The sequence below is a fragment of the Allobosea sp. P1_B10 genome, from assembly GCF_056406735.1.
This window is the reverse complement of the sequence record NZ_JBFTZP010000001.1, coordinates 491,830-504,494: the sequence shown is the minus strand read 5'-3', so window position 1 is coordinate 504,494 and position 12,665 is coordinate 491,830. Positions and strand designations below refer to the sequence as shown.

At 66.3% G+C, this 12,665-nt stretch carries 13 protein-coding genes; 12 read left to right on the top strand and 1 reads right to left on the bottom strand.

Annotated elements, in window-relative coordinates; genetic code table 11:
* The first annotated feature begins 26 nt into the window (after positions 1-26).
* The 12 genes from AC1D2L_RS02600 (at position 27) to AC1D2L_RS02545 (ending at position 12,045) form a co-directional block, all read left to right on the top strand.
* A complete protein-coding gene (locus AC1D2L_RS02600) occupies positions 27-482 on the top strand; it encodes a helix-turn-helix domain-containing protein (protein ID WP_476844245.1) in 456 nt (151 codons plus the stop codon).
* 125 nt (positions 483-607) lie between these two features.
* Positions 608-1,906 carry a serine hydroxymethyltransferase gene (glyA, locus tag AC1D2L_RS02595; protein ID WP_476844244.1) on the top strand — a complete coding sequence of 433 codons (1,299 nt, stop codon included), beginning with the start codon at positions 608-610 and terminating at the stop codon, positions 1,904-1,906.
* Positions 1,907-1,973: 67 nt separating this feature from the next.
* Complete coding sequence (gene nrdR, locus AC1D2L_RS02590) at positions 1,974-2,471, top strand: transcriptional regulator NrdR (protein WP_476844243.1); 498 nt, start codon at positions 1,974-1,976, stop codon at positions 2,469-2,471.
* Positions 2,464-3,609, top strand: coding sequence for a bifunctional diaminohydroxyphosphoribosylaminopyrimidine deaminase/5-amino-6-(5-phosphoribosylamino)uracil reductase RibD (gene ribD / locus AC1D2L_RS02585; RefSeq protein ID WP_476844242.1), 1,146 nt, complete (start codon positions 2,464-2,466; stop codon positions 3,607-3,609). The genes nrdR and ribD overlap by 8 nt, the downstream gene beginning before the upstream one ends.
* Positions 3,609-4,256, top strand: coding sequence for a riboflavin synthase (locus AC1D2L_RS02580; protein ID WP_476844241.1), 648 nt, complete (start codon positions 3,609-3,611; stop codon positions 4,254-4,256). Before ribD ends, AC1D2L_RS02580 begins: the two co-directional genes overlap by 1 nt.
* Positions 4,257-4,439: 183 nt before the next feature.
* Positions 4,440-4,952 (top strand): 6,7-dimethyl-8-ribityllumazine synthase, encoded by a 513-nt coding sequence (gene ribH, locus AC1D2L_RS02575; RefSeq protein WP_476844658.1) that lies wholly within the window; start codon positions 4,440-4,442, stop codon positions 4,950-4,952.
* Complete coding sequence (gene nusB / locus AC1D2L_RS02570; RefSeq protein ID WP_476844240.1) at positions 4,949-5,416, top strand: transcription antitermination factor NusB; 468 nt, start codon at positions 4,949-4,951, stop codon at positions 5,414-5,416. Before ribH ends, nusB begins: the two co-directional genes overlap by 4 nt.
* Positions 5,417-5,441: 25 nt before the next feature.
* The gene (gene thiL / locus AC1D2L_RS02565) at positions 5,442-6,440 is read left to right on the top strand and encodes a thiamine-phosphate kinase (protein ID WP_476844239.1); all 999 of its coding nucleotides are present in this window, start codon (positions 5,442-5,444) and stop codon (positions 6,438-6,440) included.
* A gap of 46 nt (positions 6,441-6,486) precedes the next feature.
* A complete protein-coding gene (locus tag AC1D2L_RS02560; protein WP_476844238.1) occupies positions 6,487-7,695 on the top strand; it encodes an MFS transporter in 1,209 nt (402 codons plus the stop codon).
* A 28-nt stretch (positions 7,696-7,723) separates the two neighbouring features.
* Positions 7,724-8,521 (top strand): (S)-ureidoglycine aminohydrolase, encoded by a 798-nt coding sequence (allE, locus tag AC1D2L_RS02555; RefSeq protein WP_476844237.1) that lies wholly within the window; start codon positions 7,724-7,726, stop codon positions 8,519-8,521.
* A gap of 230 nt (positions 8,522-8,751) precedes the next feature.
* The gene (locus tag AC1D2L_RS02550; protein WP_476844236.1) at positions 8,752-10,908 is read left to right on the top strand and encodes a sodium-translocating pyrophosphatase; all 2,157 of its coding nucleotides are present in this window, start codon (positions 8,752-8,754) and stop codon (positions 10,906-10,908) included.
* A gap of 201 nt (positions 10,909-11,109) precedes the next feature.
* A complete protein-coding gene (locus AC1D2L_RS02545) occupies positions 11,110-12,045 on the top strand; it encodes a DMT family transporter (protein ID WP_476844235.1) in 936 nt (311 codons plus the stop codon).
* A gap of 79 nt (positions 12,046-12,124) precedes the next feature.
* Here the strand turns inward: AC1D2L_RS02545 and AC1D2L_RS02540 are convergent, their stop codons facing one another.
* On the bottom strand, positions 12,125-12,619 hold the full coding sequence (locus tag AC1D2L_RS02540) for an outer membrane protein assembly factor BamE (RefSeq protein ID WP_476844234.1): 495 nt from the start codon (positions 12,617-12,619) through the stop codon (positions 12,125-12,127).
* Positions 12,620-12,665: the final 46 nt, after the last annotated feature.

Here is a 12,665-nt window from a genome sequence, read left to right as displayed (position 1 = left end):
AAGTTCAAGTCAACTTGAGGTCAAGTATGCCGGTTCTGGACATCGGGGAGGTGGCCGAACGCTCGGGCGTCCCGGCTTCGACGCTGCGCTACTACGAGGAAATTGGCCTGGTCCGCTCCGAGGGTCGGCGCGGTCTGCGTCGGCAGTTCGATGCAGATGTGCTGCTGAGGCTGTCCCTCATCACGCTCTGCAAGGCGGCGGGCTTTTCGCTGGTAGAGATCGCCGGGATGTTCGGCGAGAATGATCGGCCCAATCTCCCCCGCGACAGATTTCGTGCAAAGGCGGAAGAGCTGCAGCGCCAGATCGTCGGCCTGAGCGCTTTGCGCGATCTGCTCGGGCACATCGCCGACTGCCCCGCCGCGACGCATCTGGAGTGCCCGACCTTCCGGGGCCTGTTGACGGCGGCCCGGCGCGGCGCACTCGTCTATCCCACCGCTGGCAAAGACGGCGGCCGTTTGAACAGGTCGGCCAGGGGGCGCTGAGGCAGCCCAGGCGGCGCCCGGCGCCGCGCGCGCCGATCTGGCTTGGACAGCGCCCCCTGCCGCGTGATAGGGACGCCGCAACCGCGTCGGGCCGTGATCGGCCGCCGAGTCGCCAGGAGCCGGACATGACCCAAGCCGCCGCCCAAAAGCACCTCTCGAATTCATTCTTCGCAGCATCGCTCGCCGATGCCGACCCCGAAATCGCCCGCGCCATCGAGCTCGAACTCGGTCGCCAGCGCGACGAAATCGAACTGATCGCCTCCGAGAATATCGTCTCGCGTGCCGTGCTCGAGGCGCAGGGCTCGGTCATGACCAACAAGTATGCCGAGGGCTATCCGGGCCGGCGCTATTATGGTGGCTGCCAGTTCGTCGACATCGCCGAGAAGCTCGCAATCGAGCGCGCCTGCAAACTGTTCGGCTGCGGTTTCGCCAACGTCCAGCCGAACTCCGGCAGCCAGGCCAACCAGGCCGTGTTCATGGCGCTGATGCAGCCCGGCGATACCTTCATGGGCCTCGATCTCGCCGCCGGCGGGCATCTCACCCATGGCGCGCCGGTCAACCAGTCCGGCAAGTGGTTCAACGTGGTTTCCTATGGCGTCTGCGTGGTCGACCAGACAATCGACTACGATGCGCTTGAGCGCCTGGCTGTCGAGAACAAGCCGAAGGTCATCGTCGCCGGCGGCTCGGCCTATGCCCGTCACTGGGATTTCGCTCGCTTCCGCGAGATCGCCGACAAGGTCGGCGCTTACCTCTTCGTCGACATGGCCCATTTCGCCGGCCTCGTCGCGGGCGGCGCGCATCCCTCGCCGTTCCCGCACGCCCATGTCGCCTCGACCACCACGCACAAGACCCTGCGCGGCCCGCGCGGCGGCATGATCCTGACCAATGACGAGGCGCTGGCCAAGAAGATCAACTCGGCGATCTTCCCCGGCATCCAGGGCGGCCCGCTGATGCATGCGATCGCGGCCAAGGCCGTCGCCTTCCATGAGGCGCTGCAGCCCGAGTTCAAGATCTACGCCCGCGCGGTCGTCGAGAACGCCAAGGCGTTGGCCGAGACGCTCAAGACCAAGGGGTTCGACCTCGTTACCGACGGCACCGACAACCATTTGATGCTGGTCGATCTGCGCTCCAAGAAGATCACCGGCAAGGCGGCCGAAGCAGCCCTCGGACGCGCCCACATCACCTGCAACAAGAACGGCATCCCCTTCGATCCCGAGAAGCCGATGGTGACCTCCGGCATCCGACTCGGTACGCCGGCTGCGACCTCGCGTGGCTTCGGCGTCGCAGAGTTCCAGCGTGTCGGCGAACTGATCGCCGAGGTGCTGGACGGTCTCGCAGCCAATGGCGAGGAGGGCAATGCCGCCATCGAGCAGGCGGTGAAGGCCAAGGCTCACGAACTGACGGCGCGCTTCCCGATCTACTGATGCGCCAGGCGGGGCGGGGGGATCTCCTGTCGCCCCGCTTCCGGGCCAACCCTGCCGAGATGCCACCATGCGCTGTCCCTATTGCGGTTCCCTCGACACGCAGGTGAAGGATTCGCGCCCGACCGACGATTCCGCCTCGATCCGCCGCCGCCGCGTCTGCCCCGATTGCGGCGGGCGTTTCACCACCTTCGAGCGCGTGCAGCTGCGTGAGCTCACCGTGGTCAAGCGCTCGGGCCGGCGCACGCCCTTCGATCGCGACAAGCTCCAGACCTCGATCGACGTGGCCCTGCGTAAGCGGGCGGTTGCGCCCGAGCGCGTCGAGCGCATGGTCAACGGCATCGTGCGTCAGCTCGAAAGCTCCGGCGAGTCCGAGATTGCGAGCTCGGACATCGGCGAACTCGTCATGGAAGGGCTCAAGGCGCTCGATGACGTCGCCTATGTCCGCTTTGCCTCCGTCTACAAGAATTTTCGCGAGGCCCGCGATTTCGAGGAGCTGTTGGGGCAGTTGAGCGCCGATGACGAGGAGGGTGTCAGCGCCCTGCCGCCTGTCCGTACAGATGACTGACGACGCGGCCCGACAGGCCGGGCTCGATGCCATGTTCATGCGGCAGGCGCTCGACTTCGGGGCCCGCGGGCAAGGCACGACCTGGCCCAACCCGTGCGTCGGCGCACTCGTCACGCAGGACACCGCCGACGGCCCTGTCATCGTCACGCGCGGCCACACCCAGCCCGGCGGGCGGCCTCATGGGGAGGCCAACGCCTTCGACCGGGTCGGCCCCAACGCGGCAGCGGGAGGCACGCTCTACGTCACCCTCGAACCCTGCTCGCATCGCACAATCCGGGCCGCGACTCCCTGCGTCGAGCGCTCGATCCTGGCCGGCGTGACGCGTGTGGTGGCGGCGATGGCCGATCCCAATCCGCTTTTCCGTGGGCTGGGCTTCGCCCTGCTGCGCACCGCCGGCATCAGCGTCACCACTGGCGTGCTGGAGGCTGAAGCCCAACGCGCCCATCGCGGCCATGTCCTGCGCGTGACACAAGGGCGGCCGATGGTCACCTTCAAGATCGCCCGCACCGCCGATGGCTTTGCCGGCGGGGCAGGGGGCACGCGCCTTGCGGTATCGGGTCCTGCCGCCGCCGCCTGGGTCCACCTCCAGCGCGCCCATTACGACGCCATCATGCTCGGCATAGGCTCGGTGCTGGCCGACGACCCGCAACTGACCGTGCGCCTGCCGGGGATGGCATCGCGCTCGCCGGTCCGGATCGTGCTCGACACGCATCTGCGGCTGCCGCTGTCGTCGCGGCTGGTGACGACGGCCGCCGAGGTTCCAGTCTGGGTGATCGCGACCGAAGCCGCTCCCGTCGAGCGCGAGACCGCCCTGGTGGCGGCCGGAGTCGAGGTCATGCGCGTCGCGGCCGCAGCCGACGGCCATCTCGACCTCGCCGAGGCCTTGCGCCTGCTGGGGACACGCGGCATCACGCGCGTCTTCTCGGAAGGCGGCCCCACCATCGGCGAAAAGCTGGCGCAGGCCGGTCTCGCCGACGAGATCATCGTCTCGACATCGCCAAACCTGCTGGGGCAGCACGGCGTCATCGCGATACGTCCCGGCCTTGCGCGATTGCTGGCCGACGACGAAATTTACGCACGCGCAGAGACCGGCCTGATCGGTCACGACCATTTCGAGCATTTCGTGAGGACAAGCTGATGTTCACCGGCATCGTCACTGCCATCGGCACCGTCGTCGAGGCCGAGAGCAAGGGCCCGAGCCTCAAGCGCCTGGCCATCGCCTGCCCCTATGAAGCCGCCGGCATCGAGATCGGCGCCTCGATCGCCTGCGCCGGGGTCTGCCTGACGGTGACGGGCCTGCGCCCGCGTACCGATGGCGAGCCGGGCTGCCTGTTCCAGGTCGAGGCGGCGGCCGAGACCCTCTCCAAGACTGTCGTCGGCACCTGGACGCCCGGCACCCGGATCAATCTTGAGCGCTCGCTCAAGGTCGGCGACGAACTCGGCGGCCATCTCGTCACCGGCCATGTCGATGGTGTCGCCAGGATCGAGAGCATAGAGCCGATCGCTGCCGATCCCGACGAGCCCTGGGGAGCGACGGCTCGTTTTCACATCCGCGCGCCCAGGGAACTTGCCCCCTTTATCGCGGGCAAGGGCTCGATCTGCCTGGATGGCACGTCGCTGACGGTCAATTCGGTGGAGGGCGATGTCTTCACAGTCTTGTTGATCCCGCATTCCTTCAGCGTGACCACCTGGGGCGCTCGGAAGGAAGGCGATTCCATCCATCTCGAGGTCGATCTGATGGCGCGTTACGCCGCGCGGCTTGCGGACGCCCGCCGGGAGGGGTAAGAGCCGCTTCCAACTCAGCCCTCATCCTGAGGAGCCGCGGGACGCGGCGTCTCGTAGAATGCTCCAGATTGCGACTGGAGCATTCTACGAGACGTCATTTCTGGCGAAATGGCTCCTCAGGATGAGGGCTACTGGTGTTGCAGGCGTCCGATTCGCCGCGCCACGTATTTCAAGAGGACTGTAATTATGGCCGGACCCCGGCAGATCTCGGCCGAAGCGACCGAAACCCCCGTCATTCCTCTGGATGGCGCCCGCGTTCTCGTGGTCGAGGCGCGCTTCTACGACAAGCTCGCCGACGAACTGCTCGAGGGCGCTCTGGATGCGCTCGACAAGGCGGAATGCCGCGTCGATGTCGTCACCGTGCCCGGCGCGCTCGAAATTCCCTCCGCCATCATCATCGGCCTGCGCGCCGCCGACGAATCGGTCGATCCCTATGAGGCCGTCGTGGCGCTCGGTACCGTCATCCGTGGCGAGACCGGCCATTACGATATCGTCGCCGGCGAAAGCTCGCGCGCGCTGATGGACATTTCCGTCGCCTTCGCCCTGCCGCTCGGCAACGGCATCCTGACGGTCGAGACCGAGGCGCAGGCGTGGGCCCGTGCCAACCGCTCCGACATGAACAAGGGCGGAGGCGCTGCCGAAGCGGCGCTCGCGGTGCTGCGCTACAAGCGTTCGCTGGCGGAGCAGTCGAAGTGAGCCGCGCGGAACTGAGACGTGGTGCGCGGCTGTCGGTCGTGCAGGCGCTCTACGAGATGGAGATCGGCGGGCGCGGCGTGGTCGAGGCCATGGCCGAGTTCGAAGCCTTCTGGATCGGCAAGGAGGTCGAGGATATCGAGCTCCCCAAGGCCGAGATCGCGTTCTTTCGCGACCTGCTCGGCGGTGTCGTGCGCGAGCAGCGCCTGGTCGATCGGTCGGTGGATGACGTCCTCGCCGCCAGCTGGCCGCTGAAGCGCGTCGAGGCTGTCGTTCGCGCCATCCTGCGCGCCGGTGCCTATGAGCTCGCCTTCCGCAAGGACGTTCCGGCCCGCGCCGTGATCTCGGAATATGTCGCAGTCGCCCGCGCCTTCTACGAGGGCGAGGAGATCGGCATGATCAACGCGGTGCTCGATAAGATGGCACGCGACTTCCGCTCCAAGGAATTCGAGGCGGCGTCGGCCTGATGAAGGGCCGGAACGGGCAGGCACCATGACCGCGCGCGAACCGGACCGTCCAGGCGAATTCGAACTCATCGCCCGCCATTTCGCGCCGATGGCTGGACCCGGGGCGCTGGGGCTCGTCGACGATGCCGGGCTGCTGCGCCCGTCGCGCGGCTACGAGATCGTGGTCACGACCGACGCATTGGTCGCCGGCGTGCATTTCTTCCCGGACGATCCCGCAGGCTCGATCGCGCGCAAGGCGCTGGCGGTGAACCTGTCCGACCTCGCGGCCAAGGGCGCAAAGCCCGAAGGGTTCGTGCTGTCATTGATCCTGCCGACCGGCTGGACCGAGACGTGGCTCGGTGACTTTGCCGGCGGGCTGGCGCAGATCTCGCGCGAGATGGCCTGCCCGCTCATCGGTGGCGACACGACCTCCACCTCGGGGCCGCTCACGCTTTCGATCACCGCTTTCGGCAGCGTCCCGGCCGGCCGCATGGTGCCCCGCTCCGGTGCGAGGCCCGGCGATGTCGTGCTGGTGTCGGGCACGATCGGCGATGGCGCGCTCGGGTTGAAGCTGCATGGTGCCAACGCGCCCGCATGGCGCGCCAAGCTGATCGAGGCCGACCGGGCTCATCTCGTCGACCGCTATCTCCATCCGCGCCCCCGCCTTGTGCTGGCCGCCGCTCTGCAGGCCCATGCCACGGCTGCGATGGACGTCTCCGACGGGCTGGTCGGCGATCTCGCCAAATTGCTCTCGGCCTCAGGCGCGGGCGCCGAAATCGATCTCGAAAGCGTTCCATTTTCGACTGCGGCCCGCGCGGCGGTCATGGCCGATCCCGCGCTGGCGGAACTGGCCTGGACCGGCGGTGACGACTACGAAATTCTCTGCACGGCTTCGCAGGGAGAATATCCTGCTTTGATTGCAGCGGCCGAGATAGCAGGCGTTCTCCTGACGCCTATCGGCCGGATCACGACAGACGGCGCGGTGCAGTATCGCCAGAACGGCAAGCCACGGCATTTTGCGCGCGGCTCGTTCTCGCACTTCTAGGGCGCGGCCTCTTTCGGCCGCCCTGTCTCGACTGGCGGCGCGGACGATGAACCAGCACATGACGACCCATGACGGCGATGCCCTGGCCAAGCGCAATGCGCTGGTGCTGGCCTGCGCGCAGGCGCTCGGTGGCGCCAGTCCGTCGATCGTGATCTCCCTCGGCGGCATTGTCGGGGCCAGTCTCGTCGCCGACCAGACCTTTGCAACCGTCCCCGTCAGCCTGATGCAACTCGGCATCGCCTGCGGCGTGATTCCGGCGGCCATGCTGATGCGCCGCCTGGGCCGCAGGAGCGGCTACCTCATCGGGGCGCTCACCGGCGCCGTGGCGGCGAGCATCGCGGCAGCCGGCGCAAGCACGCGCCTGTTCTGGCTGTTCTGCCTGGGAACATTCATGTGCGGGCTCTATGGCGCCTTCGTGCAGAGCTATCGCTTCGCCGCGGCCGACACCGCGACCGAAAGTTTCCGACCTCGCGCAATCTCATGGGTCATGGTCGGTGGGATCGCCGCAGGCGTGATCGGGCCGCAATCGGTCTACTGGACGCGCGACCTCACGCCGGCCGCCCCTTTTGCGGCGAGCTTCCTGGCGCAGGGTGCGCTCGCGCTGCTTGCCATGCTCGTTGTGCTGACCCTGCGCGCGCCGCCGGTCGCGGTCGTGCGCTCCAGCGGCGGTCGCCCGCTCGGCGAGATCATGCGCCAGCCGAAATTCATCGCCTCCGTCATCGCCGCGCTGGTCGCCTACGGGCTGATGAGCTTCGTCATGACGGCAGCGCCGCTGGCCATGGTCGGTTGCGGCCATTCGGTCGGCGATGCCGCGCTCGGCATCCAGTGGCACGTGCTGGCGATGTTCGGGCCGAGCTTCTTTACCGGCAAGCTCATCGCCCGCTTCGGCAAGGCGCAGATCACCGGCCTCGGGCTCATCCTGACGGCGCTCGCCGCTGTCGTGGGGCTGTCCGGGCTCAGTGTCGCGCATTTCTGGACCGCCCTGATCCTGCTCGGCGTCGGCTGGAACTTTGGCTTCATCGGCGCAACTGCGCTGGTTACCGACTGCTACCGCCCCGAGGAGCGCGTCAAAGTCCAGGCCGCAAACGACTTCCTGGTCTTCGGCTCGGTCGCGATCGCCTCTTTCTCCTCCGGCGGATTGTTGAGCCACGGCGGCTGGAACAGCGTCAACTGGCTGGTCTTCCCGCCCGTCGCAATCGCTCTGGTGCTCGTGACCTGGCAGGGCCTGCGTCAGAAGATGGTGGCTGCGAGCTGATGCGCTCGCCGGACACCAGAGGATAGCAATGAGCCAGCGCCCGTTTCCCGCCGCCACCGGACGAGTCCCGCCGGGTGCCATTGGACATAATCGCGGGGTGGTGCGCGCGAACTACGCGTTCATGCCGCCCGAGGGCGTGCTGGTCAGCCGCCTGCTGCAATACGAGAAGACCATCGTTCGCATTCTCGCCGCGCCGGTGCTCGGGGCCCGATTCGCGCAATATGTGCTGGAAGTCGAGCCCGGCGGCGGCACTGTCGCCGCTTACCGGGAGGAGGCTGTGCAGCACTTCTTCTACGTGCTGTCGGGAGATGTCCGGTTCAAGCTCGCGGACGGGGAGGCCCAGGCATTCGGGCCCGGGGCCTTCGCCTATCTGCCGCCGGATACGGCGTTCACGCTGCGCAATGAGGGCGGAGAACCCGCGCGCGTGCTCGCCTTGCGCAAGCGCTTCGAGCCCGCGGGCCTGGCTATCCCCGAGCCGATCCTGTCCCACCGCGACGCCGTCCCGATGACGAACCATACCGGCAAGGAGGGGCGCGGTTTCCAGTTCCTGCTGCCCTACGGGGACATGCGCTTCGATTTCGAGATGAACCTGATGTGGTTCAAGCCGGGCGTCTGCTTCCCCGCCGTCGAGACCCATGTGATGGAGCACGGCCTCTACATGCTGGAAGGGCAGGGCCTCTATCTGCTTGGCACCGAATGGCACGAGATCTGGGACCGAGACTTCATCTGGATGGGCGGATACTGCCCCCAGCAGTTCTATCCCACAGGGCACGACGACGCCTGTTACCTGCTCTACAAGAACGTCAACCGCGACGTTGCGCTTTGACCCTGGACCCTTGGGTCACCTGTCCATGATGGCTTAGCTACTAATTGGACCAGCCCGCAAATAGAGCGTTTGCGGTTTCCTGCGAAACTTGGCACAAATTCTTTCGACGCTGATGCTGCGCATGCGGGCACGAGCATTCGAGCCCGCATTTTCGTGAGACAGACGTCCAAGAAGGTCAAGGGGAGCGCAAAGTCTCTCCGCGGGTCGAAAGCTCAAGGTCAGGAAACCGAATGTCAGCTCTACCGATAATCATCGTACTCAGTGCGCTTTCTATCGCGTACGGCGTCTGGGCCTATGGCGACGTCATGAAACGCGACGCCGGCAACCAACGCATGCAGGAGATTTCCGCTGCGGTAGCCGAAGGTGCGCAGGCCTATCTCAAGCGCCAATACCTGACCATCTCGATGGTTGGCGTCGTCCTCTTCGTGGCTCTGATCTATCTTCTTGGCAAATGGGTCGGAATTGGTTTCCTCATCGGCGCGGTCCTCTCGGGCGTCGCCGGCTTCATCGGCATGAACGTCTCGGTGCGGGCCAATGTCCGTACCGCCCAAGCCGCCATGCAATCGCTGGGTGATGGCCTCGACGTCGCCTTCAAGGCCGGCGCGGTCACCGGCATGCTGGTGGCCGGCCTGGCCCTGCTCGGCGTCGCCGTCTATTACGGCGTCCTGACCACGATGCTCGGCTTCGCCCCGTCGAGCCGCACCGTGATCGACTCGCTCGTCGCGCTCGGCTTCGGCGCCTCGCTGATCTCGATCTTCGCCCGTCTCGGCGGCGGCATCTTCACCAAGGGCGCCGATGTCGGCGCCGACCTCGTCGGCAAGGTCGAGGCGGGTATCCCGGAGGACGACCCGCGCAACCCCGCCACCATCGCCGACAATGTCGGCGACAATGTCGGCGATTGCGCCGGCATGGCCGCGGACCTGTTCGAGACCTATGCCGTGACGCTGGTCGCCACCATGGTTCTGGCCGCGATCTTCTTCGCGGGTCAGGCTACGCTCAGCACCATGATGCTCTACCCGATGGCGATCGGCGCGGCCTGCATCGTGACCTCGATCATCGGCACCTTCTTCGTCAAGCTCGGCGCCAACCAGTCGATCATGGGCGCGCTCTACAAGGGCTTCATCGCCGCTGGCGTGCTCTCCATCGGCGCGATCGCGGCCGTGAACTACTTCATGTTCGGCGGGTTCGCCGCGTCCTTCACAACGGTGCAGGGCGTGACCTTCACCTCGGGCGGCCTGTTCGCTTGCGCGCTGGTCGGTCTCGCCGTGACGCTGCTGATCGTCGTCATCACCGAATACTATACCGGCACGGGCAAGCGCCCGGTCGTCTCGATCGCCCAGGCCTCGGTCACCGGGCACGGCACCAACGTCATCCAGGGCCTCGCGGTCTCGCTGGAATCGACGGCACTGCCGACGATCGTGATCATCGCCGGCATCATCGTCTCCTATGGCCTCGCCGGTCTGTTCGGCATCGCCATCGCGACGACCGCAATGCTGGCGCTGGCTGGCGTGGTCGTGGCGCTCGACGCCTTCGGCCCGGTCACAGACAATGCTGGCGGCATCGCCGAGATGGCCGGCCTGCCCAAGGAGGTCCGCCACTCCACCGATGCGCTCGACGCCGTCGGCAACACCACCAAGGCGATCACCAAGGGATATGCCATCGGCTCCGCGGGCCTCGGCGCGCTGGTGCTGTTTGCGGCCTACACCTCGGACCTCAACTTCTTCATCGGTGAGGCCAACAAGGCGGGCTCGACCACCTTCCAGTACTTCAAGGGCGTGGTCGTCGATTTCTCGCTGTCCAACCCCTATGTTGTCGTCGGCCTGCTGCTTGGCGGGCTCATCCCCTTCCTGTTCGCCGGCATGGGCATGACTGCGGTCGGCCGCGCCGCCGGATCGGTGGTGGAAGAGGTCCGGCGCCAGTTCAAGGAGAAGCCCGGCATCATGGACGGCACGGAGCGGCCTGACTATGCCCGCGCCGTCGACCTCCTGACCAAGGCCGCGATCAAGGAGATGATCGTGCCCTCGCTCCTGCCAGTGCTCGCGCCGATCGTGACGTTCTTCGCGATCAACGCCATCGCCGGCAAGAACCAGGCGTTCGCGACTGTCGGCGCCATGCTGATGGGCGTCATCGTCACCGGCATCTTCGTCGCGATCTCGATGACCTCGGGCGGCGGCGCCTGGGACAATGCCAAGAAGTCCTTCGAGGACGGCTTCGTCGACAAGGACGGCGTGCGCCACATGAAGGGCTCCGAGGCGCACAAGGCCTCCGTCACCGGCGATACCGTCGGCGACCCCTACAAGGACACGGCGGGCCCCGCCGTGAACCCCGCGATCAAGATCACCAACATCATCGCGCTGCTGCTGCTGGCGATCCTGGCTCATTCCTGACCCGGACCGACTGCAGCTATCGTTCGACCCCGCGGAGTAATCCGCGGGGTTTTTCGTTGTGTGGCAAGGGTTTGCCAGTCGACATTGAATCAGGTCGGCATCCTGTTGAATCAAGATAGGAAGCTACGGTCGGCAGCGTAGCGTTCATGCAAGCGCCGGGCCTCCGGCTGTGACATGGTCCCGCCAACCAAGGAGGCCACCATGCCCAGACGCGCTGTTCCAGCCCCGGAAACCGTGCCCAACCGCACCACCGAACTTGCGCTGCTGCTTGTGCTCGCGACCCTCTGGGGCGGCTCCTACAGCTTCATCAAGATCGGTGTGGAGACCATTCCGCCGCTGACATTGATCGCGGCGCGCACGCTGATCGCGGGCATGATCCTGCTCGCGATCATCCGCTGGCGCGGGCTGCGGCTGCCGCGCGACCTCGCGACCTGGAAGCTGTTTGCGGTCCAGGCCTGCTTGAACAGCGTGTTCCCATTCACGCTGATTGCCTGGGCCGAGCGCAGCGTCGATGCCGGCCTGGCGTCGATCCTGAACGGAGCAACGCCGGTCTTCGTCTTCCTGATCTCGCTGGCCCTCATGCGGGGAAAGCGGATCGATTCGCGAAAAGCCTTTGGCGTGGGGGCAGGTCTGGCGGGCATTAGCCTGATCGTCGGCGTCCAAGCCTTTGCCGGGCTCGGCGACCAGATCGTTCCGCAGCTGGCGATCGTATTGGCGACTGTCGCCTATGCCTGCGCGGCGCTGTTTGGCCGCAACTTCGGCGGCATGGATCCGCTGCTGCCTGCCGTGGGCTCGATGCTGGCGGGCGCCGCAATGCTGCTGCCGGCCGCGCTCGTGGTCGACCAGCCCTGGACGCTGACGCCCTCACGGGAATCGGTACTGGCGCTGCTGGCGCTTGCTGTGTTCTCGACGGCGCTGGCCTTCGCGATCTATTTCCGCCTCATCGGCACACTGGGTGCGGTGGGCACGACGGCGGTGTCGTATCTGCGCGTGCCGATAGGCGTGGCCATCGGCATCGTCTTCCTGGGCGAGCGCCTGAGCCCGACAATCTGGGCCGGGCTTGCGCTGGTCGTGGTCGGGGTGGCCGCGATGACTCTGCCGGAGCGCAAGCCGGCAGTCGCCACCGACACGGCCTGAAATCGGCAACTCGCTCTCTGCAAAAAGAAAAACCCGCGGCGCGAGCCGCGGGTTTTTTAGCGAGCTTTGAAATCTGTGATCAGGCGCCGAAGGGGGTGAACTTCGTGACGCCGCGGAACAGGTTGCGCAGGAAGCTCTGTTCCTCGCCGCCGGTCGACGTGGTGCGGCTGATGAAGTCGAAGATCACGCCGTCCTTCAGGCCGTAATTGGCAATGCGCTCGACCTTGAAGGCCTTGTTGAAATAGACGACCACGACGTTCTGGTCGATGACGCTGAGGTCCTGGAACTGGAAGCGGCGGCGGACCCGCTGGCTGATGTAATAGAAGGTCCGGTTTCCGACGGTCGAGGTCGTCGAGGGCGTACCGAGCGTATTCAGCACGGTCTGGACGTCCATGCCGGGCTTGATCTGTGCGATCAGCCCCTCGTCCATGACGAAGCCGCGCGTGTATTCCTCGTTCAGGCCGGCGGAGGTCGGCAGCACGAAGCCGCCTGAATCCGGGCCGCAGCCGGCCAATGCTAGTGAGGATGTCGCAAGGATACCGAGGAGGGCAGTGCGGCGTGTCATGACGGTCATACGGGTCAGCATCCGGGGCCGTGAGGCGAGGGCGCTCATGCCCAAG